Annotated in this window: 27 protein-coding genes; 18 read left to right on the top strand and 9 right to left on the bottom strand. The window is 54.9% G+C overall.

Annotation, left to right across the window (positions count from 1 at the left end; all coding sequences use genetic code 11):
- Positions 1-2 precede the first annotated feature (2 nt).
- Entirely contained in the window at positions 3-1,160 is a 1,158-nt protein-coding gene (ampH, locus tag SIK69_RS03855) for a D-alanyl-D-alanine-carboxypeptidase/endopeptidase AmpH (protein WP_319785446.1), read from the bottom strand.
- Positions 1,161-1,364: 204 nt separating this feature from the next.
- Between ampH and SIK69_RS03850 the strand changes: the two genes are divergently transcribed.
- From SIK69_RS03850 to SIK69_RS03840, 3 genes are all read left to right on the top strand, one after another.
- Complete coding sequence (locus SIK69_RS03850) at positions 1,365-1,898, top strand: isochorismatase family protein (RefSeq protein WP_319785445.1); 534 nt, start codon at positions 1,365-1,367, stop codon at positions 1,896-1,898.
- 124 nt (positions 1,899-2,022) lie between these two features.
- Positions 2,023-3,243 (top strand): peptide antibiotic transporter SbmA, encoded by a 1,221-nt coding sequence (gene sbmA, locus SIK69_RS03845; protein ID WP_319785444.1) that lies wholly within the window; start codon positions 2,023-2,025, stop codon positions 3,241-3,243.
- Between the two features lie 14 nt (positions 3,244-3,257).
- Complete coding sequence (locus tag SIK69_RS03840; protein WP_319785443.1) at positions 3,258-4,367, top strand: DUF1615 domain-containing protein; 1,110 nt, start codon at positions 3,258-3,260, stop codon at positions 4,365-4,367.
- Here SIK69_RS03840 and SIK69_RS03835 read toward each other — a convergent pair.
- Complete coding sequence (locus SIK69_RS03835) at positions 4,358-4,660, bottom strand: DUF2755 family protein (protein WP_319626647.1); 303 nt, start codon at positions 4,658-4,660, stop codon at positions 4,358-4,360. The genes SIK69_RS03840 and SIK69_RS03835 overlap by 10 nt on opposite strands.
- A 278-nt stretch (positions 4,661-4,938) precedes the next feature.
- Here SIK69_RS03835 and SIK69_RS03830 point away from each other — a divergent pair, with 278 nt between their 5' ends.
- Entirely contained in the window at positions 4,939-5,157 is a 219-nt protein-coding gene (locus SIK69_RS03830; RefSeq protein WP_319626648.1) for a DUF2754 domain-containing protein, read from the top strand.
- Between the two features lie 36 nt (positions 5,158-5,193).
- On the opposite strand, the gene ddlA is transcribed toward SIK69_RS03830, so the two are convergent.
- Entirely contained in the window at positions 5,194-6,294 is a 1,101-nt protein-coding gene (gene ddlA, locus SIK69_RS03825) for a D-alanine--D-alanine ligase (RefSeq protein ID WP_319785442.1), read from the bottom strand.
- Positions 6,295-6,390: 96 nt separating this feature from the next.
- On the opposite strand from ddlA, the gene SIK69_RS03820 reads away from it, so the two are divergent.
- The 4 genes from SIK69_RS03820 to psiF all read left to right on the top strand — a co-directional run bounded on the left by SIK69_RS03820 (position 6,391) and on the right by psiF (position 9,387).
- A complete protein-coding gene (locus SIK69_RS03820) occupies positions 6,391-7,074 on the top strand; it encodes an extensin-like domain-containing protein (RefSeq protein ID WP_319785441.1) in 684 nt (227 codons plus the stop codon).
- Positions 7,075-7,241: 167 nt separating this feature from the next.
- On the top strand, positions 7,242-8,444 hold the full coding sequence (locus SIK69_RS03815; RefSeq protein WP_319626651.1) for a multidrug efflux MFS transporter: 1,203 nt from the start codon (positions 7,242-7,244) through the stop codon (positions 8,442-8,444).
- A 195-nt stretch (positions 8,445-8,639) separates the two neighbouring features.
- Positions 8,640-8,900 (top strand): anti-adapter protein IraP, encoded by a 261-nt coding sequence (iraP, locus tag SIK69_RS03810; RefSeq protein ID WP_319626652.1) that lies wholly within the window; start codon positions 8,640-8,642, stop codon positions 8,898-8,900.
- 166 nt (positions 8,901-9,066) lie between these two features.
- Positions 9,067-9,387 (top strand): phosphate starvation-inducible protein PsiF, encoded by a 321-nt coding sequence (psiF, locus tag SIK69_RS03805; protein ID WP_319626653.1) that lies wholly within the window; start codon positions 9,067-9,069, stop codon positions 9,385-9,387.
- A gap of 59 nt (positions 9,388-9,446) precedes the next feature.
- Here the strand turns inward: psiF and proC are convergent, their stop codons facing one another.
- Positions 9,447-10,256 (bottom strand): pyrroline-5-carboxylate reductase, encoded by an 810-nt coding sequence (proC, locus tag SIK69_RS03800; RefSeq protein ID WP_319785440.1) that lies wholly within the window; start codon positions 10,254-10,256, stop codon positions 9,447-9,449.
- 113 nt (positions 10,257-10,369) lie between these two features.
- Between proC and SIK69_RS03795 the strand changes: the two genes are divergently transcribed.
- On the top strand, positions 10,370-10,828 hold the full coding sequence (locus tag SIK69_RS03795) for a YaiI/YqxD family protein (RefSeq protein ID WP_319626655.1): 459 nt from the start codon (positions 10,370-10,372) through the stop codon (positions 10,826-10,828).
- Here SIK69_RS03795 and SIK69_RS03790 read toward each other — a convergent pair.
- Complete coding sequence (locus tag SIK69_RS03790) at positions 10,825-11,532, bottom strand: DUF2076 domain-containing protein (protein ID WP_319785439.1); 708 nt, start codon at positions 11,530-11,532, stop codon at positions 10,825-10,827. The genes SIK69_RS03795 and SIK69_RS03790 overlap by 4 nt on opposite strands.
- Before the next feature lie 339 nt (positions 11,533-11,871).
- On the opposite strand from SIK69_RS03790, the gene aroL reads away from it, so the two are divergent.
- The 4 genes from aroL to ppnP all read left to right on the top strand — a co-directional run bounded on the left by aroL (position 11,872) and on the right by ppnP (position 13,957).
- Positions 11,872-12,426: a shikimate kinase AroL gene (gene aroL / locus SIK69_RS03785; RefSeq protein WP_319626970.1), complete on the top strand. Its 555-nt coding sequence runs from the start codon at positions 11,872-11,874 to the stop codon at positions 12,424-12,426.
- Positions 12,427-12,468: 42 nt separating this feature from the next.
- Entirely contained in the window at positions 12,469-12,660 is a 192-nt protein-coding gene (yaiA, locus tag SIK69_RS03780; protein ID WP_319785438.1) for a protein YaiA, read from the top strand.
- A 251-nt stretch (positions 12,661-12,911) separates the two neighbouring features.
- Positions 12,912-13,589 (top strand): AroM family protein, encoded by a 678-nt coding sequence (locus tag SIK69_RS03775; protein ID WP_319785437.1) that lies wholly within the window; start codon positions 12,912-12,914, stop codon positions 13,587-13,589.
- A gap of 83 nt (positions 13,590-13,672) precedes the next feature.
- On the top strand, positions 13,673-13,957 hold the full coding sequence (gene ppnP, locus SIK69_RS03770; protein ID WP_319626659.1) for a pyrimidine/purine nucleoside phosphorylase: 285 nt from the start codon (positions 13,673-13,675) through the stop codon (positions 13,955-13,957).
- 36 nt (positions 13,958-13,993) lie between these two features.
- Here the strand turns inward: ppnP and rdgC are convergent, their stop codons facing one another.
- Positions 13,994-14,905 (bottom strand): recombination-associated protein RdgC, encoded by a 912-nt coding sequence (rdgC, locus tag SIK69_RS03765; RefSeq protein ID WP_319626660.1) that lies wholly within the window; start codon positions 14,903-14,905, stop codon positions 13,994-13,996.
- Positions 14,906-14,998: 93 nt separating this feature from the next.
- Here rdgC and mak point away from each other — a divergent pair, with 93 nt between their 5' ends.
- On the top strand, positions 14,999-15,904 hold the full coding sequence (gene mak, locus SIK69_RS03760; RefSeq protein ID WP_319785436.1) for a fructokinase: 906 nt from the start codon (positions 14,999-15,001) through the stop codon (positions 15,902-15,904).
- Positions 15,905-15,911: 7 nt separating this feature from the next.
- Here the strand turns inward: mak and araJ are convergent, their stop codons facing one another.
- The 3 genes from araJ to sbcD are packed head-to-tail and all read right to left on the bottom strand — an operon-like array spanning position 15,912 to position 21,426.
- Positions 15,912-17,081, bottom strand: a complete 1,170-nt coding sequence (araJ, locus tag SIK69_RS03755) for an MFS transporter AraJ (protein WP_319785435.1) — start codon at positions 17,079-17,081, stop codon at positions 15,912-15,914.
- The gene (gene sbcC / locus SIK69_RS03750; RefSeq protein WP_319785433.1) at positions 17,078-20,227 is read right to left on the bottom strand and encodes an exonuclease subunit SbcC; all 3,150 of its coding nucleotides are present in this window, start codon (positions 20,225-20,227) and stop codon (positions 17,078-17,080) included. The genes araJ and sbcC overlap by 4 nt, the downstream gene beginning before the upstream one ends.
- Entirely contained in the window at positions 20,224-21,426 is a 1,203-nt protein-coding gene (gene sbcD / locus SIK69_RS03745; RefSeq protein WP_319626664.1) for an exonuclease subunit SbcD, read from the bottom strand. The genes sbcC and sbcD overlap by 4 nt, the downstream gene beginning before the upstream one ends.
- A 166-nt stretch (positions 21,427-21,592) precedes the next feature.
- Here sbcD and phoB point away from each other — a divergent pair, with 166 nt between their 5' ends.
- From phoB to proY, 4 genes are all read left to right on the top strand, one after another.
- Positions 21,593-22,282: a phosphate response regulator transcription factor PhoB gene (gene phoB / locus SIK69_RS03740; protein WP_319626665.1), complete on the top strand. Its 690-nt coding sequence runs from the start codon at positions 21,593-21,595 to the stop codon at positions 22,280-22,282.
- Positions 22,283-22,303: 21 nt separating this feature from the next.
- The gene (phoR, locus tag SIK69_RS03735; protein WP_319626666.1) at positions 22,304-23,599 is read left to right on the top strand and encodes a phosphate regulon sensor histidine kinase PhoR; all 1,296 of its coding nucleotides are present in this window, start codon (positions 22,304-22,306) and stop codon (positions 23,597-23,599) included.
- A 424-nt stretch (positions 23,600-24,023) separates the two neighbouring features.
- Positions 24,024-25,343, top strand: a complete 1,320-nt coding sequence (gene brnQ, locus SIK69_RS03730; RefSeq protein ID WP_319626667.1) for a branched-chain amino acid transporter carrier protein BrnQ — start codon at positions 24,024-24,026, stop codon at positions 25,341-25,343.
- 76 nt (positions 25,344-25,419) lie between these two features.
- Positions 25,420-26,790, top strand: a complete 1,371-nt coding sequence (gene proY, locus SIK69_RS03725) for a proline-specific permease ProY (RefSeq protein WP_319626668.1) — start codon at positions 25,420-25,422, stop codon at positions 26,788-26,790.
- Positions 26,791-26,968 lie beyond the last annotated feature (178 nt).

The following is a 26,968-nucleotide window of genomic DNA, read 5'->3' as shown; positions in this document are numbered from 1 at the left end:
CATCAGGATGCTGGAACGACCAGCGGGGTGTTGCCACTCAGTTCGGTGACCAAATCGTTAATGCCATCACTCATATTCACAAAGCGCGTTAACGGGGAACGCGTTACGACCACGAATGCCCCGACATTATGCTGCGGGATCATCGCCATATAGGTAATGAAGCCACCGCCACCGCCCGTTTTCTGAATAATGCCCGGACGACCGTTTTTCGGTGCCATGTATACCCAACCCATACCGAGCGCATCGGCCTTACCCGGCACGTCCATGCCAATAACGCGGGTCAACTGGCTACGCTGATAGATGAGTGTTTGCATTCGGTCAGCCTGCTGATTGCGAGTATAGAAATCAGATGACAGGAACTGCTGCATCCAGCGCATCATATCGCCCGGCGTCGAGTAAACTCCGCCGCTGCCAATCGCCGCTAGGGTGTTATCGCACGGACTCGCCCCTTTTTCAGCCACCATCAGGCGTTGGCACTGGTCCGGAGAAGGCGTAAAGGTGGTGTCCTTCATCCCCAATGGGCGCGTGATTTGTTCTTCAAAAAGTTGCGGATACGGTTTACCCGCCGCGGTGCTCAGCGCATCGGCCAACAGGTCAAACGCCAGATTTGAATACGCCGCTTGCGATCCCGGGGCTGATTTTAGCGTGGCGGTGCTCAGCCAGTTCCAGCGCTGATTATGCGTCGGCCAGACAAACACTGGCCGACGTGCGGCCCCGCCTGGCTGTTCGCGAGGCAAGCTGCTGGTGTGTGTGGCGAGGTTTACCAGTGTAATCGGCTGGCCGTGATAGCTCGGCACACTGGCCCCCGGAGGCGCATATTTGCTCAGCGGATCGTTGAGTTTCACCACCCCCTGATCCAACAATTTCACCAGCATCTCGCTGGTCATCAGTTTGCTCAGTGATGCAATACGAATGACCGAATCGAGCTGTGGATGAACGTTGTTGCCCGGACGAGTTTCTCCGAAGCTGCGAAACACCCGCTGGTTGCCGTCAATAACGACCAGTGCCATCCCCGTCGCGCCGCTGCCAAAATAGATATGATTGGCGTATTTATCGACAATATTAGAAGCAAAAACCGGGTCTGGGGAGGTTTGTGCGGCCTGGGCAACAGGCAACGAAGCAGCAAAAAGCGCCGCAAGCAATAACAGACTACGTTTCAAGGAAAGCATCCATGAATTGAATTGGGAGGATAATGCGTATTTATACTATTAAACGCCCGCTTGCAAAGCGCCTTTATGCTGGATTTACGTAATAAAAACGTAACGACGGGTAAATATGAATATTTTTCCTGCACGCCTTTACGCGCTTTTGTGAACTCGCGCGTATGATACTCTCAATCTTCACAGACAGTTACGGAGCAAATGATGTCGGATAAACGTGTTGTGATGGTGGTGGATATGCAAAAAGGAGTCTTCGCCACTGCGCGTTACCGTGAGCGAGAATGTGTCGCCAGGGTGAACCGACTTATCCAGGTCGCTGACCGCGTCATCTTTATCCAGCACATTGAAGAGGGGGGGCTGGAGGAAGGTAGTGAAGGCTTCGCCTTGTTGACGGAGCTCGAACAACCAGCCGATGCGCTCTGCGTAACGAAAACGGCCTGCGACGCCTTTTATCAAACCGAACTGGAGCAGGTTCTTGCCGAAAATGGCATTACCGGATTTGTGATGTGCGGTTGCGCCACAGACTACTGCGTCGATACCACTCTCAAAGTGGGAGCCAGCAAGGGCTACCAGATTACGGTTGCTGAAGACGCCCACACCACCGCAAATCGCCCTGCGGCAGAGGCCTCCACGTTAATAGCCCACTATAACGAGGTCTGGCGCACGCTCACTGTTCCTGGCAACCCGGTCCACGTGAAACCGGTGGAAACAATTGTTGCGCAATGGCTTGCGAACTAAGCCCTTTGTCATCGGTCTGAATGACGGTTTATTTTTATTACGCTTTGCAGCGGCAACTGCCGCAGCGGATTTTCCCTGAAACACAGCAACCTCAAAACGATTAGAAGTTAGCAGGAGAGCATGTATGTTTAAGTCGTTTTTCCCTAAGCCGGGACCCTTTTTCCTCTCGGCGGCCATTTGGGCGCTTATCGCCGTCATATTCTGGCAGGTCGACGGTGGCGATTGGCTGCTGCATCTGGCCGGTGCCAAAGGGGACGTACCCATCGGTGCGTCACGATTTGTGTCGATGAACTATCTGGTTTTTTATGCCTACTACTTTTTTGTCGTGGGCTCGTTTGCGCTGTTCTGGTACCTCTACAGCCCGCACCGGTGGCAGCGCTGGTCGGTGCTCGGCACCGCACTCATTGTCTTCGTCACCTGGTTCCAGGTTGAGGTCGGCGTGGCGATCAATGCCTGGTATGCGCCGTTTTACAACCTGATTCAGGAAGCAATGGCGTCTCCGCATAAGATCAAGATTGTACAGTTTTACCAGGAGCTGAGCGTCTTCTTATGTATCGCGCTGATCGCGGTGGTGGTTGGCGTTCTGAGCAACTTCTTTATCAGCCATTATGTGTTCCGCTGGCGTACCGCCATGAACGACCATTACATGGCGCACTGGTCGCGACTGCGCCACATTGAGGGGGCTGCCCAGCGTGTGCAGGAAGACACCATGCGTTTCTCATCCACGCTGGAAGATGTTGGGGTTGGGTTTATCAATGCCATCATGACCCTGATTGCCTTCTTACCGGTGCTGGTGGCGTTGTCTCCGAACGTCAAAGACTTGCCTGTTGTCGGCTATATTCCTTACGGCCTCGTTTGGGCAGCCATTATCTGGTCAATTGTTGGCACCGGACTGCTGGCCGTGGTGGGAATTAAGCTGCCAGGACTCAACTTCAAGAATCAGCGGGTGGAAGCGGCGTACCGTAAAGAGCTGGTTTATGGTGAAGATCACGCCGATCGTGCCACGCCACCGACCGTAAAAGAGCTTTTTGCCGCCGTACGTCATAACTATTTCCGGCTCTATTTCCATTACACCTATTTCAACATTGCGCGCATCCTGTACCTGCAGGCAGATAACGTATTCGGTCTGTTCCTGCTTTTCCCGTCGATAGTTGCAGGGACCATTACGTTAGGGTTAATGTCGCAAATTAATAATGCTTTCAGTCAGGTGCGCGGTTCGTTCCAGTATCTGATCAGTTCCTGGACCACGCTGGTGGAACTGATGTCTATCTACAAACGTCTGCGCAGTTTCGAGCGAGAGCTGGATGACCTGCCAGAGCAGGAAAGCACTCAATCTTTTAGCTAAAACAGGGAAGCACGATGGCGATAGCCACCACACGCAAGGTTTCAACCTCACTGACCCTGCTCGCCGGAATCATTCTGGCGGGCTGTACCAGCCAAAAGCCGGTATTGAAAGAAGGCGAAAAGCCGGTGGATGTCGCCGCCGTGGTTCGGCAGAAAATGCCTGCGAGCGTAAAAGACCGCGAGGTCTGGGCACAAAGTATCGCCAAAGCGTTTGAAAGCCAGAAGCTTGCGCCGACGGAGGAAAATGTCTGTTCGGTACTGGCGGTGGCACAGCAGGAGTCAAACTATCAGGCCGATCCTGTGGTGCCGGGCTTGAGTAAAATCGCCTGGCAGGAAATTGACCGCCGGGCGGAAAAGGCGCACGTGCCACTGTTCCTGGTGCATACGGCGCTGAAAATCACTTCGCCGAACGGTAAGAGCTACAGCGACCGCCTCGATACGGTGAAAACTGAAAAGCAGCTGAGCGCTATTTTTGATGACTTCATTGGCATGGTGCCAATGGGGCAAACGCTGTTTGGTTCGCTCAATCCGGTACACACCGGCGGGCCGATGCAGGTCAGCATCGCGTTTGCGCAAGCGCATGAAAACGGCTATCCGTGGAAAATGGACGGTACCGTACGCCAGGAAGTGTTCACGCTGCGCGGTGGATTATGGTTTGGTACTTATCATTTGCTTAACTACCCGGCGAACTATTCCGCGCCGCTTTACCGCTTTGCTGACTTCAACGCGGGCTGGTACGCCAGTCGCAATGCTGCGTTCCAGAATGCGGTCAGTAAAGCCAGCGGCGTGAAGCTGGCGCTGGATGGCGATTTAATTCGCTACGACAGTGATGAACCGGGTAAAACCGAGTTGGCGGTACAAAAGCTGGCGGCTAAGCTGGGCATGAGTGATCGTGACATTCATCAGCAGTTGGGGAAAGGTGACAGTCAAGCGTTCGAGGACACCAAGCTTTATCAAGGCGTTTATCAGCTCGCCGAAGCCAGAACCGGGAAAACGCTGGTGAGGGAAATGCTGCCGGGGATCCAACTGGAAAGCCCGAAAATCACCCGTAATCTTACCACTGCGTGGTTTGCAAAACGCGTTGATGATCGTCGGGCCAGCTGCATGGCGAGGGGTCAGAAATAACGACGCCAGCGCATAATAAGCGCAACCACGCCAAGTAGGGCGCAGCCCATGAGAAAAGGAACCAGTCCAAACAGCGTACCGACCGCCAGGCCGATTTCAATCCGCGGGCGACTGCTGTCCTGGACCTGTACCAGATGCTCGAACACCCCAGGGGCATGAACCACAAGGTTTAACATTTGCGCGCCAGCCCAGAAACAGAGCAGAACAAATAACGCGTAAGCGATATTTCCCGGCGTGGAGGATTCTTTTTTTTTCCCGGCAATAATAGGCCTGGAGAAAGTGAATTCAGTCATAACGACCTCCTGATACAACTCACGCGCTGACGCTGTCAGGCGTTTTATCTGCTGGCGGTAGCCAGAATATATGAGTGTGAGTTTGACAGCAGAAGGCCATTGTCAATATCAGATTCGTGGTAATTTTGCGGCGAGAAGGCTCCTATTTTCACCTTTTATAGCCTGGCTCACAAAGTTTCTCCCTAAGTCAAACGGGGGAATGTTAAAAATTTGCTAAGCACCGCGCAGACGGCGGTGGCGCAATGTGCGAGGATAGCGTTTTCTTTTGCGGAGTGGTTATGAAGCTGCCTGATAAAATTCGCCGCGACTGGCACTATTACGCCTTTGCCATCGGTCTGATATTTATACTCAATGGCGTGGTCGGGCTGTTGGGCTTTGAAGCGAAGGGTTGGCAGACTTATGCCGTGGGTCTGGTGACCTGGGTTGTCAGTTTCTGGTTGGCAGGATTCGTGATTCGCCGTCGTCCGGTAGAAGAAAACGAGAGTCCGCAGGCGTAAGCCGGGCAGCGTTGCCACCACCCGGTAATATCAAGCTTAGGCGCTCATGGTGGTTTTCAGGGCCGCATTGGCCTGATGACGATCCAGCGCCAGTTCAATCAGGCGGGTAATCAGGCTGGTGTAATCCAGACCGCTCGCCTGCCACAGCTTCGGATACATGCTGATGTTGGTAAAGCCAGGCAGCGTGTTGATTTCATTGATCACCACCTCATTCTCCGGCGTCAGGAACACATCGACGCGCGCCATTCCGCTACAGCCCAGAGCCTGATAAGCCTCAATTGCCGTCTGACGGATCTTGTCATTGACCGCCGGTTCAATTGCAGCAGGGACCACAACTTTGGCACCCTCATCATCGATGTATTTGGTGTCGTAGGCGTAGAACTCGCTGTTCAGGACAATTTCACCGCAGGTGCTGGCCTGGGGTTCATCATTCCCAAGTACCGCACACTCGATTTCACGCCCGTTGATGCCGGTTTCCACCACCACTTTATGGTCGAATTCAAACGCCAGGGCCACAGCCTGCTGATACTGCTCTTCGGTCTTCACTTTGCTGACGCCAACAGAGGAACCCTGGTTGGCCGGTTTCACGAACAGCGGCAGACCGAGTTTTTCCTTCATCTCGGCAAAGCTAAATTTTGCACGGTTGGTTCGGGTTAAGGTCACGAACGGTGCAATTGCCAGCCCGGCATCACGCAGCAGACGCTTGGTCACATCTTTGTCCATACAGGCAGCTGAGCTCAGCACATCGGAACCTACGAATGGCAAATTGGCCATTCGCAACATGCCCTGTAATGAACCATCCTCGCCCAGCGTCCCGTGGACAATGGGGAAGATAACGTCAATAGCGGGCAACGGATGACCGTTCTCGGCATTGATCAACTGCTCAGAAGGTTTACCCGGGATCTGAGCCAGCGTAATGTCGGAAGGGCGGAGGGCGATACGGGCAGGATCGTGCGCGTTGAGCAGATAGCTGCTGGCATCATTAATGTGCCATTGACCCTGCTTATCAATACCCAGTAACACCACCTCAAAACGCGTCTTATCCATCGCCTCAACAATGTTCTTTGCCGACTGCAAAGAGACTTCATGTTCAGACGATTTCCCGCCAAAGACGACCCCAACCCGCAACTTAGCCATTTCCACATCCATTCACAGAAAACACAAAGCCGATACCATATCACGTCATTCCGGGGGCTTCTGCCATAATCTTAGTTTTGAGTATCAGGAGAAATAATGAGAGGGAAGGGAGTCATCGGGCTACTGGTCATTGTTGCCGTAGGCTATCTGGGCTACCGCTTTTTGCCGCCGCAACTCAACCCCTTTGCGCCGCTGATGCTGGACGATCCGCCTGGCCGGATCACGCAATTTAAGCTGAAACGCTTACCCGCAGAACGTTGTCCGATCCTGTTGGAAGAAGCCAATCAACGTGGCTGGATAAGCACCAAAAACCTTGCCAACAGCGAAGGGCCGTGTCCGTTGCATCACGCAGTCAGCGTGGGGAATTTTGGCGACGTTCGCCTCAGCCAGCGTTTTGTGGCGAGCTGTCCGTTGGCACTCAGCAGCGCGCTGTTCGTACAGCAGCAGGCCAAACCGCTCGCCCGACAACACCTTGGGAGTCACTTGCGTCAGATTGACCATCTCGGTAGTTTTGCCTGTCGGAACATTTATCATCGCCAAAATGCCCGCCTGAGCGAGCATGCGACCGCAGACGCACTGGATATCAGCGGATTTCGTCTGACAGATGGGCGAAATATAACGGTCCTTAAAGGCTGGAAAAACACAGAGAGTGAGCCATTCCTGCGGGCGTTGCTCACCGCCAGTTGCCAGTACTATGGCAATGGGCTTGGGCCGGATTATAACGCTGCCCATGCTAACCATTTTCATTTGGGAATGCGCGGGTATGGCCTCTGCCGTTGAGGATAAAGCGCTGTAAAAAGACAGATAGTCGTGATATCTGTCACACAATCTCAAGATGGAAAAATAAAACACCAAACTCCCATCGAGCGCATCTCGCGCCATACAAGCAGATGGCTTGCTTGCTATGCTGGAAAATACATATCGAAAACGAATGAAAACGCGTAGTTATGGAATCCTGGAAGGTTAATCTTATTTCCGTCTGGTTTGGCTGCTTTTTCACTGGCCTCGCCATCAGTCAAATCCTGCCTTTTTTGCCGCTGTACGTTTCACAGCTTGGCGTCACGTCGCACGAGGCCCTGTCGATGTGGTCCGGTCTGACCTTCAGCGTGACGTTTCTGGTGTCAGCTATCGTTTCGCCGATGTGGGGCAGCTTAGCGGATCGTAAAGGCCGCAAACTGATGCTGCTGCGCGCCTCTCTCGGGATGGCGATTGCGATCCTGCTTCAGGCTTTTGCCACCAACGTCTGGCAGTTGTTTATTCTTCGCGCCATTATGGGTCTGACCTCCGGATATATCCCGAACGCGATGGCGCTGGTTGCCTCGCAGGTCCCGCGTGAGCGCAGCGGCTGGGCGCTAAGTACGTTGTCGACAGCACAAATCAGCGGCGTGATTGGTGGCCCATTGCTGGGCGGATTCCTGGCAGACCACGTTGGCCTGCGCGCCGTGTTTTTCATCACGGCTATGTTGTTGACGGTGAGTTTTCTGGTGACGCTCTTCCTGATTAAAGAAGGCGCGCGTCCACCGGTGAGTAAAGCCGATCGTCTCAGCGGGAAAGCGGTGTTCGCCTCCCTGACCTATCCGGGGCTGGTGATCAGTCTGTTTTTCACCACTCTGGTTATTCAGTTGTGTAATGGTTCGATTGGCCCGATTCTGGCGCTGTTCATTAAATCGATGGAGCCGCAGAGTAATAACATCGCGTTTCTGGCCGGGATGATTGCCGCCGTGCCGGGAATTTCTGCGCTCATTTCCGCGCCCAGATTGGGCAAGCTTGGCGACCGTATCGGCGCGCACCGTATTCTTTTGGCCACCCTGTTTTGCGCGGTGGTCATGTTCTTCGCGATGTCTTTTGTCACCACCCCTTTCCAGCTTGGCGTCCTGCGTTTTCTGCTGGGTTTTGCCGACGGCGCAATGCTACCGGCGGTACAAACCCTGCTACTGAAATATTCCAGTGACCAGGTGACCGGACGCATCTTCGGATATAACCAGTCGTTTATGTATTTGGGCAACGTGGTGGGGCCGCTAATAGGGGCCTCGGTCTCTGCGATGGCAGGATTCCGTTGGGTGTTTGTCGCCACCGCGATTGTCGTGCTTATCAATCTGGTGCAGCTCGCCATTATGCTGCGCCGACGCCAGCGTATTTCCATCAATTAACCCAATCACCCTCAAGGGGCTGGCGTGTTATTTATTCGGCCCCTGAATTTTGGTAGGGATAACCCTTGCGAGAGAAACGTTTCGCTATCCATTCAATTTGCATAATTCAAAAATTATAAAATAATTCTTATAGCAGCTAGGCATTATGGATCATCGGTGCTACCGTCTCAGGCATTCTCATAAGGAAGTCTCACCATGAAAAATCTGATTGCAGAACTGTTGGTTAAGCTTGCAGAAAAGGAAGAAGAATCAAAGGAGTTAGTGGTTCAGGTAGAGGCATTAGAAATTGTGGTGACCGCGCTGTTACGCCACATGCGACAGCCGGAACAGCAGGCCTTGATCACGGATATTGAAGCCGCGCTTGATGAAGTTAAACCAGAGCTTAATGTTCCCGAGCACGATACTGAATTACTGCATCAGTATATAAAGAAGCTATTACGGCATCCGCGTAATTAAGGCGTATGCCGTATTCTAAGGCGGCGAGGCATCCCGTAATCGCCGCTCCTTCTCTATTATTTCACACGCCATTCAATTTACTTATCGCTATTTTTCACATCGTAAGGTGGTTTTTTTCGTATGAGCGTCCAGACTTACTGAGATCCCCTCAAAGAAGGATGGTGCAATGAAAATAACATTACTGGTGACTCTACTGTTCGGCGTGGTGTTTCTCACAACCGTCGGAGCCGCAGAAAAAACGCTGACGCCGCAACAACAGCGAATGACCACCTGCAACCAGCAGGCGACGGCTAAAACGCTGAAAGGTGATGCGCGGAAAACCTATATGAGCGACTGCCTGAAAAACGGCAGCTCAAAACCGGAAGAAAAAAGTCTGACCCCGCAGCAGCAGAAAATGCGTGAGTGCAATGCTACCGCGACCCAGCAGTCGCTGAAGGGTGACGATCGTAATAAATTTATGAGTGCGTGTCTGAAGAAAACCGGGTAATGCAGAGAAAAATAACGGGTGAGACGCAATGGTGGCCCACCCGTTGTTTTCAGTTATGGTCAGGCTTTACTCAGTTTTTCTGACTTTTCCATACAACTCACCATGGCTTCGATAATCGCCGAGCGGAACCCTTTTTCTTCCAGCACGCGAACCGCTTCAATGGTGGTGCCGCCTGGGGAACAAACCATGTCTTTTAGTTCGCCCGGATGAATGCCGGTCTCGAGCACCATTTTGGCTGAGCCCATCACCGCCTGTGCGGCAAACTTATAGGCCTGGGCGCGCGGCATTCCGCCCAGCACGGCGGCATCCGCCATCGCTTCGATAAACATAAACACATAGGCCGGGGCTGAACCGCTGACGCCCACCACCGGGTGGATCATCGGCTCGGCAATGACTTCGGCTTCACCAAAGCAGCGGAAAATGGTGACTACATCGGCGATGTCTTCACTGGTAACCAGCGCGTTAGGCGTGATAGAGGTCATTCCGGCGTTGACCAGCGACGGCGTGTTTGGCATCGCGCGAACAATTTTGCGATCGTGTCCCAGTGCGCGGGCGAGCTGATCGAGGGTAACCCCGGCGGCAATCGACACCACCAGCGTGTCTTTATTCAGGCTGGACGCCACATCGCTCAACACTTTCGTCATGATGCCTGGCTTGACCGCACCAAAGACGATATCGGCCACCTGGGCAACGTCCTGAGCTGACTCGGCGGCGTTAATGCCATACTGATCGTGCAGGGCAGCGACTTTGTCCGGCGACGGGGTATAAACCCAAATCTGGGCGGGCTGGACCTGGCCACTGGCAATCAGGCCACCGAGAATGGCTTTGCCCATATTACCGCAGCCGATGAAACCGATTTTCTTTTCCATTCTGTCTCTCCCTCAGCGTTTTTCTGATAATGCCTCTTAGCTTATCATTTTGTGGCTTTGCCGGAACAAGAAAGCAGGCGACAATGCTCCGGTAATTTTATTCAGGAGTGAGTATGGTGATTTGGGTGGATGCGGATGCGTGTCCGAATGTGATTAAAGAAATCCTGTTCCGCGCGGCGGACAGAACGCAAACGCCGGTCACGCTGGTTGCCAACCAGAATCTGCGCGTTCCGCCGTCACGTTTCATTCGTGCAATGCGTGTTCCGGCCGGTTTTGACGTCGCGGATAACGAAATTGTGCGCCAGTGCCAGCCGGGTGATTTGGTGATAACTGCCGATATCCCGCTGGCGGCAGAAGTGATCGCCAAAGGCGGCGCAGCGCTTAACCCACGCGGGGAGCGTTACAGTGAAGCAACTATTCGCGAGCGTCTGACGATGCGAGATTTCATGGATACGCTGCGGGCCAGCGGTATTCAGACCGGTGGCCCGGACAGCTTGTCTCAACGTGATCGCCAGCAGTTTGCCGCAGAGCTCGACAAGTGGCTGCTGGCGGTTCAGCGCGGGCAGAATTAAACCCAGCTGTCGTCATCGCCACCCAAGTCGTCGTTGCTGAAGTCGTCATTATTGATATCGGCATTGCTCCAGTCGTCATTGGGGCTGGTGGCGGCAAAATCGGTGCCATCGTCGGGCAGGAACTGCGCGTCGGATGCCTGAGTCAGGTCATCTGTCGCAGGCACCGTCGGTTCCTCGATAATATTGACGATATCCTGTGGATGCGTGCCGGAGAACATGTTCATCAGCATATTGCCCAGCACCACGCCGCCGGCCACGCCTGCCGCCGTTTGTAACGCGCCCGCCATAAAACCCCCGCCGCTGCGACCCGGGGCATAATTCTGTGCCTGAGGAGCGGCGTATCCCGCCGGTGGGTTAGCAGGGCGGCCATAGTGTTGGGCTCCTGGGATCGGGTCATTCACCCGGGATTGCGGCTGAGGCTGGCCGCCGCCAAACAGTCCGGCCAGAAAACCGCCGCTGGCGGGTTTGCTCGCCTGTAGCTGCGTGACTTCACTCTCCAGCGTCTGGAGGCGTTCGTTCAACTGTTTAATGGCCGCTTCCTGAATCAGGATGGTTTGCGCCATATAATACGGAGCGGCAGGCTGAGCCTGAACATGTTGCGCAATAAGGCCCTCGGCGGTAGCATCGCGCGGTGCGCTTTGGGCTTCAGCCTGTTTCAGTCGAGAAAAGAGACCGTCGATCAGCCGTTGTTCTTCAGATTGCATGGGACACTCCTCGATAGACGAACGATATAGCTGCTAGTTTGTCTCAAACATTCATACTGTAAATATGCGCTACGTAAATCTGTGCATAAATGTGTTACCTTTTGCAGCCGGTCAGGGGTTGTCAAACCGCCGCGCTTTCATGTAAGGTTGCCGCAACACACAATGACACTATTTCTTTACACTCTCATTCCGCCCAATACCCAATAATGACAAATAAAGGTGGGGTTCTGGATTATGGGTGTAATTTTTATTTTACACTTACTTGCGTACTAGTTTGCTGGTATTATTGCCCGCTTACGTGTATGGCTCATCGCCGCAGTACCAGGGGGATTTTCAGTGATTACACAGCCCATTTTTCTTATCGGCTCCCGCGGGTGCGGTAAAACCACTGTCGGGCAGAAACTCGCCGAAGCCTGCCATTTCGATTTCGTCGACACCGATATTTTCTTACAACAGCGTGCGCAACAGAGTATTGCCGATATCGTGGCAAAAGAGGGCTGGCCTGCTTTCCGCGCGCTGGAAACCCAAACTCTGCAAACCGTCACCGCGCCGCAAACGGTGATTGCCACCGGAGGCGGTATCATTCTGGCCCCGTTTAATCGAGATTATCTGCGTAAGAGTGGGAGGGTGATTTATCTTAAAGCGTCGGTGGCGGTACTGGCAGGCCGTCTGGAAGCCTTCCCGGAAGAGTCACAACGCCCAACCCTGACCGGCAAGCCTATCAGCGAAGAAGTGCGGGAAGTGTTGTCCCAGCGTGATGCGCTATATCGCGAAACGGCCCACTTCACCGTGGATGCAGCCTGTGAGCCAAATGAGGTGGTGGCGCAAATTCTGGCCGCTATCGCTGCTGCGAAAACGTCTACAATTCCGGTTAATTCAGCAACTGCTGGCTAGCGCCTATACTTAAGGCTCTGAACCGAAAGAGGAAGAGCAACTATGCCGACAAAACCCCCGTATCCGCGCGAAGCCCGCGTTGTGGCTGTTGAAAAAGGTGAATCTGGTCAGACCGTCACCTGGTATGAACTGCGCGCCGACCATCCCAAACCTGACTCACTGATCAGCGAGCACCCCACGCAGGCTGAAGCTCTCGACGCCAAACGGCGTTATGAAGACCCCGATCAGTCTTAAATCCCCTTTCCATTGCGCAACGCCTGCGTGATGCGGGCGTAAATCACACTTTTTAACTAAATTAAATGTTAAAGAAACGTTAAGCTCAAGATATTACTGGAGTGGACTGGAGTTATCTGGAATCTTTACAAACTCCCGTCGAGTGAAGCTGCTACGCTTCTGAACGGTTGTTTTTTTGGCCATCCAGGGGGCTGTTAGCGATCCGTGAGCCTGTAACGAAGTTGTGAATGTCGTGATAAAAGGTACATAACATGAGTGCGACTTTGGCGATTCTTACCATCGGTGTAGTGCCGATGCGTGAGGTGATGCCGTTATTGACAGAGCACATCAAGGAAGATCAGATTACCCATGTCAGTCTGGTGGGCAAAATGACACGAGAAGCGGTCATGGAAGAGTACGCCGCAGAACCCGGTGAAGAGGTTCTCATTACTCTTCTGAATGATAATCAGCTGGCTGAAGTGTCCCGCAAGAAAATCGAGCGTGATTTACAATCGGTGATCGAAGTGCTGGATAACCAGGACTTTGACGTCGTTCTGTTCATGAGCACCGCGCCCATCAGCGGTCTGGTGGCACGAAACGCGATCCTTATCGAACCGCAGCGCATTATCCCGCCGCTGGTGAGCTCCATCGTCGATGGGCATCAGGTCGGCGTGATCGTGCCAATCCCGGAGTTAATGAAGTCTCAACGCATCAAATGGCAGGTGCTCCAGAATCCACCTCACTATGCGCTGGCAAACCCTATTCACGGCACCGAAGAAGAACTGGTCACTGCCGGAAAGAAGCTGATGACGGAAGGGGCGGACGTGCTGATGCTCGACTGCCTGGGATTCAATCAGCGGCATCGTGATTTACTGCAGAAAGCGCTGGATGTTCCGGTCCTGTTATCGAATGTGCTGGTGGCGAGACTGGTCGCGGAACTGTTGATCTAATTCTCAGTTAGTACGTGACAGTTCGCTGTCACGCCCCCTATATTGGTTTCATACACAACGACGAAACCAATAAGGGTCTGTTTATGCTTCAAAGCAATGAGTACTTTTCCGGGAAAGTGAAGTCCATCGGTTTTACAAGCAGCAGCACTGGCCGCGCCAGCGTTGGCGTCATGGCTGAAGGGGAATATACCTTTGGAACGGCGCAGCCTGAAGAAATGACCGTCGTGAGCGGGGCGTTACACGTGCTGCTGCCGGGTGAAACGGAGTGGAAAACCTATACCGCGGGGCAGGTGTTTAACGTGCCAGGCCACAGTGAATTTCATCTGCAGGTCGCTGAGCCGACCTCGTATCTCTGCCGTTACCTGTAATAAAACGCCTTCCTGTCTGCACAGGAAGGCACCTGCTTAACGCTGAGCTTCGCCGCCCAGCCCTTCCACCAGATTAGCCACCAGCGCAGCCAGTTCTCCGGTCATCAGGATGAAGTCGGCGTCAAAACGCTGATCGTAATTCTCACGCTCAATATCTTCATTCTGATCGCGCAGTTCGTCACAGAACTTCAGACGTTTGATCGACGCATCGTCGCAAATCATAAACTGAATGCGCTGCTGCCAGTCGAGGGCCAGTTTGGTCACCACTTTCCCGGCTTCGATATGCACCGCGATCTCATCGCTGACCAGATCCTGCTTCTTGGCGCGGATCACCCCGCCGTCCTCAAGGATCGCTTTCAGTTCTGCTTCATCCAGCAGCTGGAAGCCCTGCGCCACGTTGCCGGAGCGAACCCACTCGGTCAGCGTCAGCTCAATCGGATTTTCCAGCGCCAGCGGAACCACCGGCAGCGAGCCGAGGGTTTTACGCAGCAGCGCTAGGGTGTCTTCGCCTTTCTTGGCACTGGCACAATCAACCATGATCAGGCCGTTAACGGTATCAATCCATAACAGCGTCTGGCTGAAACGGCTGAAAGCACGTGGCAGCAGCGAGTGCAGCACTTCGTCTTTCAGGGAATCTTTTTCGGTCTTCTTCAGCTTACGGCCCTGTTCGGCTTCCAGCTTCAGGATCTTGGCCTCGAGCGCCTGTTTCACGACTGGGGAAGGGAGAATTTTCTCTTCCTTGCGAGCGCAGATCAGGATCTGACCGTTGGCCTCATGCGTGAAAGCATCACTGTGGGAACCCATCGGCGGGACCCAGCCAGTTTTTGCCATATCCTGGCTGCCGCAGGGGGTGAACGCCAGCGCGGCTAACTGTTTTTCCATCTCATCGGCGCGCAGAGAAATGTCGCGGCTAAGACGGTAAACCATTAAATTTTTGAACCACAGCATGATAATTTCCACGGCTTTGTCGTTAAATGCAGCGGGCATGATAGCGAATTGTCACTATGCTTGCATTGTTAATCAGGCACCGGGGAGGCTTCTGTGCGTATTGGAATAGACTTAGGTGGTACTAAAACAGAGGTCATCGCGTTGAGTGACCAGGGGGGGCAGTTATTCCGCCATCGTCTGCCGACACCACGCGATGACTATCAGCAGACTATTGAAACCATTGCCACGCTGGTGGCGATGGCGGAAAAGGAAACCGGGCAGACCGGGACTGTAGGCATGGGGATCCCGGGGTCAATCTCGCCCTATACCGGGGTGGTGAAAAATGCCAACTCCACGTGGCTGAATGGTCAGCCTTTTGACAAAGACTTGAGCAAACGGCTCAATCGCGAAGTGCGCCTGGCGAATGATGCCAACTGCCTGGCGGTCTCAGAATCTATTGACGGCGCGGCGGCAGGGGCACAAACCGTGTTCGCGGTGATCATCGGTACTGGCTGCGGCGCAGGTGTAGCGCTGGGCGGCAGGGCGCATATCGGCGGCAACGGCACGGCGGGTGAATGGGGTCATAATCCCTTGCCGTGGATGGACGAAGACGAGCTGCGTTATCGCGAAGAGGTGCCGTGCTACTGCGGGAAGCAGGGTTGCCTCGAAACGTTTATCTCCGGCACTGGCTTTGCGACGGATTACCACCGTCTGAGCGGAAAGGCGTTAAAAGGCAGTGAAATTATACGCCTGGTCGACGAGCAGGATGCGGTTGCGGAACTGGCGTTGAGCCGGTACGAGCTGCGGCTGGCCAAATCGCTGGCTCACGTGGTGAACATTCTCGATCCGGACGTCATTGTGATGGGGGGCGGGATGAGCAACGTCGAGCGCTTATACAAAACGGTGCCGGGACTGGTGAAGAAATTCGTCTTCGGCGGCGAATGCCAGACGCCCATCCGCAAAGCCGTTCATGGTGACTCGAGCGGCGTTCGCGGTGCGGCCTGGCTGTGGCCGCTGTAATTAGCGTTCAGGTAGACGAAAGTGCAGGCGCAGGTTTTTGTTTGCGGTAGGCATAAACCAGCAGCGACGACATCGCAAAAAATGACAGCAGGGCAGCGGGGAGCGCCACGTAGTTGTAGGCAAACCCCGCCGTCAGCATCAATCCCCCGCAGTAAGCCCCGACGGCGCTCCCCAGATTAAAGGCCATTTGTCCTCCGGCAGCCCCCAGCATTTCGCCACCTTTCGCATTTTGCAGCAGTAAAATTTGCAACGGTGCAGAAAGCGCAAACAGCCCCATACAGCAGATGAATGTCAGACTGAGCGACGCGAGTTTGTCGCCGCCAAACAAAAACAGCAGACCCAGCGAAAGCGCGATAATCAAATCCGTCACAATGGCGATACTGAGCGGGGAGTATTTTCCGGATAAGCGGCCACTGAGAAGATTACCCGAAACCATACCCAGCCCGGCGAGCATCATGACCATCGTCATTTTCCCCTCGCTAAAACCGGCGACCGTCAGCATGAACGGCTTAATGTAGCTAAACCAAGCGAAGACACCGGCGTTGCCGAACAGGGTCGCGGCGAAGATAAGCCAGGGCGCGGGTGATTTCAGAAAGTGAAACTGCTCGCGCAGTTTGGTTTTGGCATTATCGGAAATATTGGGCACCCAAAATATAACGGCGGTCAGCACGGCGATATTAAAGATGGCGATCAACAAAAAGGTATAGCGCCAGCTAAATTCCTGACTCAGCCAAGTGCCAAGCGGCACGCCGAGCAGATTGGCGAGGGTCATGCCGCTGACCATACCCGCGACGGCTGACGTCACCTTTCCGGGACTGGCAAGCTTTGACAATATAATTGCGCCGACGCCAAAGAAGGCACCGTGGGGAAAACCAGAGACCATCCGGCCCGCCGCCAGCATCCAGTAAGACGAAGACAGGGTGAACATCGCGTTCCCCACCAGGCACAGAGCCACCAGAAAAATCAGGATATGTTTGAGGGAAAAACGATTGGAAAACAGGGCAATGACAGGTGCCCCAATCACCACCCCGAACGCATACCAGGAGATCATATGCCCGGCAGTAGGAATAGAGATCCCCACATTGTGGGCAAGTTCGGTCAGCACCCCCATAATGCCAAATTCAGCCATGCCCAGGCCGAAGGTGCCTAACGCTAACGATAAAATGACTTTTTTCATTCTGGCCGCTCCACGGCAAAGTTTTTATCCAGCTTGCTGTATCCCAGCCCGTTAATTTTCTTCACTTTAATCTGTACCGGGATCCGCTCTTTCATCGCATCGACATGGCTTATCACGCCAATCACTTTTCCGCTGGCGTTCAGCGCATCGAGCGCGTCCAGCGCGGTATCCAGCGTTTCGCTGTCGAGCGTGCCAAAGCCTTCATCAAGGAATAGCGAATCGATACGCGTTTTATGGCTGACCAAATCCGACAGCGCCAGCGCCAGCGCCAGGCTGACGAGGAAACTCTCCCCGCCAGACAGCGTGCGGGTATCGCGCACCGCATCGGCCTGCCAGGTATCCATCACTTCCAGCTCCAGCGCTTCACTGGCTTTGCGTTTGAGCAGATAGCGCCCGTGCAGGCGGCTGAGCTGTTCGTTCGCCAGCCATACCAGATTATCCAGCGTCAGGCCCTGGGCGAATTTACGGAATTTGTCGCCCTCTTTGGAGCCAATCAGCGCATTCAGCCAGCCCCAGTCTTCCAGCGTCTGCGCGGCGACATCAATCTGCGCCATTAACGTCTGCTGCTGGGCGCGGTTATCTGCGTCCTGTTTCAGTTGTTGGCCAATTTCACCCTGCGCGGCGCTGTTGTCCCGCAGGCGCTGCGCCAGATTGGCAAGCAGAATCTGTACCTGTTCGCGGGTCAGCGTGTCGGCTAAATCCTCCGGCCGCTGCTGCTGGTGGTGAATCTGTTCACGTTGCGCCTGGGCTGCCAGAGCCTGCTGCTGCTGGAGCTGATTTTCCAGCGTTTGTTTCAGTTCTTCAAGTTGACGGCGGGTGTTGTCATCGAGCAGCGCTGCCAGGAACGCCGCCTGGCTGGCAAACGGACTGGCATTGAGTGCGGAATCAAACTCTTTCTGCGCCAGGGTCAGACGCTCACGCTGCTGGTTTTCCTGCTGCTGTAACGTCTGCCACTGGCTTTGCAGCGATACGCAGTCGTGATGCACCTGTTGCCAGCCGTCGAGTGCTACCGGGGCGCGGTCTTCATTCGCGGCCTCAGTCGGCAGGGTATCCAGCAGGGGTTGCAGTTGTGCCAGCTTCTGCTGAACAGATTGCTGCTGTTCGGTCTGCGTCTGCCACTGCTGGCTTTCCGCTTCACGTGCCGCCAGCCAGGCAGCCTCTTCCCCGTTAGCAGGAAGCGTCAGGCCAAACCCGGTGAGGGTATCACTCAGCGTTTGCTGGCGCTGAGCTATCTCCTGCTCCAGCGTGCTGCGCTGATTTTTTAGCGCCAGCATCTGACGTTGCAGGCCCAGACGCTGGCTGTGCTGATACAGCTGTTGTTCGTAGTTTTCTTGCTCGCTCAGCCAGGCCGCGATGTCATCTTCCGGCGTGAGGGTAATCTGCAAACCAGCCACCGTGATTTGCCACTGGGAGGTGAGCGCTTGCTCCTGTTCGGTTACCGACTGCAGCTCGCTTTGTTCGGCCTGCTGCTGCTTAACCAGCGCGTCGAGCTGGCCTTTCAGGCTGGCCCCGGCTTCGCCAATCTGTTTGACCTCTTTTTCAAGTGCATCACGGCGGGCTTCGTTCACGCCTGGCTTTAAGGCCTGATACTCGGCTATCGCCGGATGTTCAGCCGAACCGCAAAGTGGGCAGGGTGCGCCGGGTTGTAAACGGGCGCGTTCATCGGTGAGCCTGGCGATGATTTTCTCTTGCTCGCAGAGCATTCTGACGTCATTGAACTGCTGCTGTTTTTCTTTGTATTGCTGGCGACGGCTGGCCAGTTCGGCTTCGCCTTGTTCCCGCTCCTGCTGACGCTGGATTAACAGCGTTTGCAACTGTTCTCGGCGCTTTTTCAGGGGCAGGAATTGGCTTTGCAGCGCGTTCAACTGCTGTCGCAGCGGGCGGGCGGCGCTGTGCTGTTCCAGCGCGCTTGCTACGGCGGGTTCATCGAGGGTAAGTGTGGTCGGCGGTAGAGCGTTGAGCTGGCGCGTAACGTCGTTTTCGCGCTGGATAACGCTCTGTAATTGTGCCGTCTCGCGGGCCTGCTGACCAAAGGCCGCTCGCCAGCCAGTCAGCTCGCGCTGCCAGTGACGATGATGTTCATGGGCAGCAAGCCAGTCGGTAAGGCTTTTCTGGCTGGTGGACAACTGCTGATGCTGCCGCTCGGCGCTGAGGCGCAAACGCCCACGTAGCGCCAGCTGGCTCTGTAAGCGAGTATTTACTTCTTCCGTTTGCTGATGCGTTTGCGTCAGCGCGGTTTGGCTGTCCTGAAGACGGACCCACAGCGGGCGCAATCTGTCTGCGGGCTGGGCCTGGGCCAGCGTGGCGAGCTGCGGCTGGGCGGTATTCAGCGCCGCCTGGGCCGCCGTCAGGGCCGACTGCGAGCGCGCCTGCGCCTCGGCTAACTCTGTTTCCCGACTGAGCCATTGCTGCCAGAGTTGTGTGCGAAGCTGCTCGGTTTGCTGCTGTTTTTCTTCGTCAGTAAGTGCCTGCAAACGTTGCTGCAACGCTTGCTGTTGCTCGTCATTCAGCAAAATCATACCGGATGCCTGCGCCTGCAATTTTTCCAGCGCGATTTTGGCTTCCTTATGCTTCTCAAACACCATGGCCGAAATCTGACCGTAAATTTCGGTGCCGGTCAGCTCTTCAAGTAGCTCGGCGCGCTCTTTCGGTTTGGCATTGAGGAAAGCAGCGAACTGCCCCTGCGATAGCATCATCGAGCGGGTGAAACGGCCATAGTCTAGCCCGGTCAGCGAGGCGGTGAGATCCAGTTTATCCTTCACTTTTTCAGCGAGGATCTTGCCATCGTCACAGCGCGCCAGCTCCACGCGCGGGGCCTGCAGGTTACCGTCCGGCTGGTTGCGGGCGCGGTTCTGGCTCCAGAAGGCGCGATAGGCCACGCCTTTGACTTCAAACTCCACTTCCGCCAGACATTCGGCGGTGTCGCGGGTCATCAGGTCGTTTTGCGATTGCGACAGGGTGCTCAGGCGCGGCGTTTCGTGATATAGCGCCAGACAGATGGCGTCGAGCAGGGTGGTTTTTCCCGCCCCGGTTGGGCCGGTAATGGCAAACAAACCGTTGCTGGCAAACGGCTCGGCGGTGAAATCAATTTTCCACTCGCCCTTCAACGAGTTGAGGTTCTTCAGACGCAGGCTCAAAATTTTCATGGCTGTTGCTCCCCAGAAAGCGCGGCCAGCGTTTCGTTAAACAGCTGATGCAGGCGCTGTTGCTGCGGCTCTTCCAGCGTTTCCAGCGCCAGGCGACGCGCAAAAACGTCTTCCACTTTTAGCTCGCTCAGGGTTTCGCGGTGTTCGTTGGCCAGAATACGCTCGCGCTGTTCACGACTGCGGCGCACCAGCAGCACCTCGACCGGGAGTTCGTCGGTCAGGGCCTGAATTTTACGTTGGATGTCATGCAGATATTCGTCACTGGTGATTTCGATATCCAGCCACACCGGGGCGCTGGTATCGCCTTCGCGCCACTGTTCCAGCTGGGCGCTGATGCTGGCGAAATCGCCTTTCAGCACCGCCAGCTGCTGCGTGACCGGCACCTCAAGCGGCATGACCTCGGCCAGTTTACCGGCGTTGAAACTCACCAGGTTGACAGTTTTGGCCTTCCCGGTTTCATCGAAGCTCAGCGAAATTGGCGAGCCGCAGTAGCGAATGTGCTCGCTGCCGCCAATTTTCTGCGCCCGGTGAATATGACCGAGGGCGATATAATCCACTGGCGGGAAATTTTGCGCCGGGAAGGCATCGAGTGTGCCGATATAGATGTCACGTACCGCGTCACTTTTGCTGGCCCCGACGGTGGTCAAATGGCCGCTGGCGATAATCGGCAGCTCACGCTCGCCGCGGATTTCACAGGCCTGCTGATACTGCTGCTGATAGTAATCGGTGATTGCCTGTAATAAATGCTGCTGCTTTTCGCCCGCCGTTGACCCGGCCTGACTGACAATCACATCGCGTGGACGTAAAAAAGGCACCGGACAGAAAATTGCCCCGGGTGTGCCGTCCCGGCGGTTCAGCACGCACGGCGACATACCGCTGCCCGCCACCACCGTGGTGTTGAGAAACGCCAGGATATCGCGGGATTCGTTCAGCGTCGCCACCGAGTCATGGTTTCCTGCCAGTACCACCAGATGGCAACCGGTGTGCTGCAATTTCACCACGAAGCGGTTGTACAGTTCCCGGGCGTAGCTCGGCGGCGAACCGGTATCGAAAATATCGCCCGCCACAATAATGGCATCCACCTGCTGCGCCTGCGCCGTTTCCAGCAGCCAGTCGAGAAAAGCCTGATGCTCGGCGGCTCGGCTTTTGCTATAAAAATTCTGGCCAAGGTGCCAGTCGGAGGTGTGAAGGATGCGCATAATAAAACCCGTGGCGGAAAAGCGTGGGCGTCAGTATATAGATAACAGGGCAATGACAGCAGTTTTTCAGTGTCATAATGCTAAAACCCACTATCATAAATCTGTCATAAATCTGACGCATAATGACGCCGAATAATACGCATATGATTAATAAACAGGATAAATAATGGCGAGACGTATTCTGGTCGTTGAAGATGAAGCCCCAATTCGTGAGATGGTGTGTTTCGTCCTGGAGCAAAATGGCTTTCAGCCGGTTGAAGCGGAAGATTATGACAGTGCGGTTAATCAGCTGAACGAGCCGTGGCCTGATTTAGTCCTGCTGGACTGGATGCTGCCGGGGGGATCGGGCATTCAGTTTATCAAGCATTTGAAGCGTGAGTCGATGACCCGCGATATCCCGGTGGTAATGCTGACCGCGCGTGGCGAAGAAGAAGACCGGGTGCGCGGCCTGGAAACCGGGGCTGATGATTACATTACCAAGCCTTTCTCGCCGAAAGAGCTGGTGGCGCGCATTAAAGCTGTGATGCGCCGTATTTCGCCAATGGCGGTGGAAGAGGTGATTGAGATGCAAGGGCTGAGCCTCGACCCCTCTTCCCATCGCGTCATGACCGGTGAAAACCCGCTGGACATGGGGCCGACCGAGTTTAAACTGCTGCACTTCTTTATGACCCATCCGGAACGCGTGTACAGCCGCGAACAGTTGCTGAACAACGTCTGGGGCACCAACGTGTATGTAGAAGACAGAACGGTGGATGTGCATATCCGTCGTCTGCGTAAAGCGCTGGAACACAGCGGTCACGACCGGATGGTGCAAACCGTTCGCGGCACGGGTTATCGTTTTTCTGCCCGTTTCTGATAATTGACTGGAGTGTGACCCGTGCTTGAACGGCTGTCATGGAAAAGGCTGGTTTTTGAGCTGATCCTCTGTTGTATTCCGGCCCTGATCCTCGGGGCGATTTTCGGGTATCTGCCGTGGTTTTTACTGGCAGCCGTAACCGGACTGTTGATCTGGCATTTCTGGAACTTACTGCGTCTGTCGTGGTGGTTATGGGTCGACCGCAGCATGACGCCACCGCCCGGCAGCGGCAGTTGGGAACCGTTGCTGTACGGCTTGCACCAGATGCAGATGCGTAATAAAAAGCGCCGTCGCGAGTTGGGGAGTTTGATCAAGCGCTTTCGTAGCGGCGCGGAATCGCTGCCCGATGCGGTAGTTCTGACCACCGAAGAAGGGGCAATGTTCTGGTGTAACGGCCTGGCCCAGCAGATGCTGAATCTGCGCTGGCCAGACGATAACGGACAAAACATCCTCAACCTGCTGCGCTATCCTGAATTTTCCCGCTATCTCAAATCCCGCGATTTCAGTAAACCGCTCAATCTGGTGCTCAACACCGGACGGCATCTGGAAATCCGCGTGATGCCCTACAGCGAACAACAGCTCCTTTTAGTGGCACGCGACGTGACCCAAATGCACCAGTTAGAAGGTGCCCGGCGGAACTTTTTTGCCAACGTCAGCCATGAATTGCGCACGCCGCTCACGGTGTTGCAGGGCTATCTGGAGATGATGCAGGAGCAGACGCTGGAAGGTGCCCCGCGTGAAAAAGCACTCCACACCATGCGCGAGCAAACGCAGCGGATGGAAGGCCTTGTGCGTCAGCTGCTCACCTTGTCGCGTATTGAAGCCGCTCCGCTGGCAGCACTGAACGAAAAGATAGATGTGCCGATGATGCTGCGAGTTGTAGAGCGCGAGGCGCAAACGCTCAGCCAGCAGAAGCATATTCTGCATTTTGATATTGAAGACGACTTGCAGGTGCTGGGCAGCGAAGAGCAACTGCGCAGCGCCATGTCCAACCTGGTGTACAACGCGGTGAATCATACCCCGGAGGGCACGGAGATTATCGTGCGCTGGCAGCGGACGATGCACGGGGCGCTGTTTAGCGTGGAAGATAACGGGCCAGGTATCGGGCAGGAACACATTCCACGTCTGACGGAGCGCTTCTACCGCGTCGATAAAGCCCGTTCGCGGCAAACCGGCGGCAGTGGGTTAGGGCTGGCTATCGTCAAACATGCGGTCAATCATCACGAAAGTCGCCTCGATATTGAAAGCATCCCCGGCAGGATCACCCGCTTCAGCTTCCTGCTACCGGAACGTTTAATTGCCAAAAAAAGCGGCTGATGGCAGGGATGTCAGGAAAAATTGACAAAGACCGGCTCAGGTCGGTTTTTTTACTTTCCAGTTAACCAGGCGGCGAATATTTAACGAACGTCTGTTGCTTTTTTGTTCGCATGATTGGCCAGAGGTTTTTTGTATATCCGGTTAATCATGCTAGGAGTGAATTCGATCTTGCTATAATCCTCTGGTTTCACGATCCCTTATTGCTTTAAAACGTTATAAGCGTTTAAATTGCCCCCCATGTAGTCGCAGTTTGACTGCCTTCGCGCGATAAACCCAATAACTATTCTTTGCGCGCGAACGTTGGGAGTGTTTCCCACTGCATGATTCGCCATAGCCATAGTTGTTCTTTTCCGCATCGGTTCCGCAGGGATAAGCGCGACGATTTTTTTCTTTCAACACCACATCCACAGGCAGTAAAGAGTTTATGACCCATCAGTTAAAATCACGCGATATCATCGCGTTGGGCTTTATGACCTTTGCGTTGTTCGTTGGCGCGGGCAACATTATCTTCCCTCCAATGGTCGGTTTGCAGGCAGGCGAGCACGTCTGGACTGCGGCTTTGGGTTTCCTGATTACGGGCGTTGGCCTGCCGGTTCTGACCATCGTTGCGCTGGCAAAAGTGGGTGGCGGGGTAGATAGCCTCAGCACGCCAATCGGCAAAGTGGCGGGTATTCTGCTGGCGGTGGTGTGCTATCTGGCGGTAGGACCGCTGTTTGCGACCCCCCGTACTGCGACCGTTTCGTTTGAAGTCGGTATCGCTCCGCTGACCGGTGATGGCGCGCTGCCGCTGCTTATCTACAGCGTTATCTATTTCGCACTGGTCATCCTGGTGTCGCTCTATCCGGGTAAACTGCTGGATACCGTGGGTAACTTCCTGGCACCGCTGAAAATTATCGCCCTGGTGGTGCTGTCTGTCGCTGCGCTGATGTGGCCTGCAGGTTCTATCAGCCATGCGCTGGATGCCTACCAGACTGCACCGTTCTCCAACGGCTTCGTGAACGGCTACCTGACCATGGATACCCTCGGCGCGATGGTGTTCGGCATCGTTATCGTTAACGCCGCGCGTTCCCGCGGGGTGACCGAAGCCCGTCTGCTGACCCGTTATACCGTGTGGGCTGGCCTGATGGCAGGTGTCGGTTTGACCCTGCTGTATCTGGCCCTGTTCCGTCTGGGTTCCGACAGTGCGACCCTGGTCGACCAAAACGCTAACGGCGCGGCGATTCTCCATGCGTATGTGCAGCACACCTTCGGTGGCGCGGGCAGCTTCCTGCTGGCAGCATTGATTTTCATCGCCTGCATGGTGACGGCAGTTGGCCTGACCACCGCCTGTGCGGAGTTCTTCTCCCAATACCTGCCGCTGTCCTATCGTTCACTGGTGTTTATCCTTGGTCTGTTCTCGATGGTGGTGTCCAATTTGGGCCTCAGCCACCTGATTCAGATTTCAATTCCGGTGCTGACAGCGATTTATCCGCCATGTATCGCACTGGTAGTATTAAGTTTTACCCGCGGTTGGTGGCATAATTCGTCCCGCGTGATTGCCCCAGCGATGTTTATCAGTCTGGTGTTCGGTCTGCTGGATGGTGTTAAAGCCTCTGCATTCGCCGACATTCTGCCAGCCTGGACCGCGCATCTGCCGCTGGCCGAGCAAGGTCTGGCATGGCTGATGCCGACTATCATCGCTGCCGTTCTGGCGATGGGGTGGGATCGCGCAGCAGGCCGTCAGGTGACCTCCAGCGCGCATTAATTAGCGGGCGAGGATTGAAATTAACCACGGGGCCATCGGCTCCGTGGTTTTGTTTTTTGTACAGGCAGTGGAATTTATGGAAACCAACAACAAGCTAAAGCGTGGGCTTACCGCCCGTCACATTCGCTTTATGGCGCTCGGATCGGCAATTGGTACCGGTCTTTTTTATGGCTCGGCAGACGCCATTAAAATGGCCGGTCCCAGCGTGCTGCTGGCGTACCTCATTGGTGGCGTTGCCGCTTATATCATCATGCGTGCGCTCGGCGAAATGTCAGTGCATAACCCGTCTGCCAGCTCGTTCTCGCGCTATGCGCAGGACAACTTAGGCCCGCTGGCGGGGTATATCACCGGTTGGACCTACTGTTTCGAAATCCTGATCGTGGCCATCGCTGACGTGACCGCGTTCGGCATCTACATGGGCGTCTGGTTCCCGGCGGTGCCGCACTGGATTTGGGTGCTGAGCGTGGTGCTGCTCATCTGCTCCATCAACCTGATGAGCGTTAAGGTGTTCGGCGAACTGGAATTTTGGTTCTCATTTTTCAAAGTCGCCACCATCATCGTGATGATCGTCGCCGGTTTCGGCATCATCATCTGGGGGATTGGCAACGGCGGACAGCCGACCGGCATCCATAATTTGTGGAGTCACGGCGGCTTCTTCAGCAACGGCTGGCTCGGGATGGTGATGTCGCTGCAAATGGTGATGTTTGCCTATGGCGGGATTGAGATCATCGGCATCACCGCCGGTGAAGCGAAAGATCCGCAGAAGTCGATCCCGCGCGCGATTAACTCGGTGCCAATGCGTATCCTGGTGTTCTACGTCGGGACGCTGTTCGTGATCATGTCTATTTATCCGTGGAATCAGGTCGGCACCAACGGCAGCCCGTTCGTGATGACCTTCCAGCATATGGGCATTACCTTTGCCGCCAGTATCCTCAACTTCGTGGTACTGACCGCCTCACTGTCGGCGATTAACTCCGACGTGTTTGGCGTAGGGCGTATGCTGCACGGCATGGCGGAGCAGGGCAGTGCGCCGAAGGTGTTCGCCAAAACCTCACGTCGCGGCGTGCCGTGGGTGACCGTGGCGGTGATGACCGTGGCGCTGCTGCTGGCGGTGTACCTGAACTACATCATGCCGGAGAATGTGTTCCTGGTGATCGCTTCGCTGGCGACCTTTGCCACCGTTTGGGTGTGGATCATGATCCTCCTGTCGCAGATTGCGTTCCGTCGCCGTCTGTCGCCGGAAGAGGTGAAAGATCTGAAGTTCAAAGTGCCTGGCGGGGTATTCACCACTATCGTCGGCCTGCTGTTCCTGGTGTTTATCATCGTGCTGATTGGCTGGCATCCGGACACCCGTATTTCGCTGTACGTCGGTTTCGCGTGGATTGTACTGCTGCTGATTGGCTGGCAGTTTAAAGTGCGTCGCGACCGTCGGCGGGCCTTCGCTTAGTCATCCTCCCTCCCGGCGGCATTCTGTCGCCGGCGGGATGTTTACCGCCTCACCTCTCCCTCCTGAAACGTGTGTTCAATCACAAATAGCGATCCGCCCCGATCGGTTGTTTTTCACTCATTCGCACAGTCATTCCTCGCTTAAGCGCTTTTTTGACCGCTATTGATGCGTCCTGCAC

It is taken from the genome of Scandinavium lactucae (genome assembly GCF_033843265.1).
GTDB classification, from domain to species: domain Bacteria; phylum Pseudomonadota; class Gammaproteobacteria; order Enterobacterales; family Enterobacteriaceae; genus Scandinavium; species Scandinavium lactucae.
This window is presented reverse-complemented; position numbering and strand designations above follow the sequence as displayed.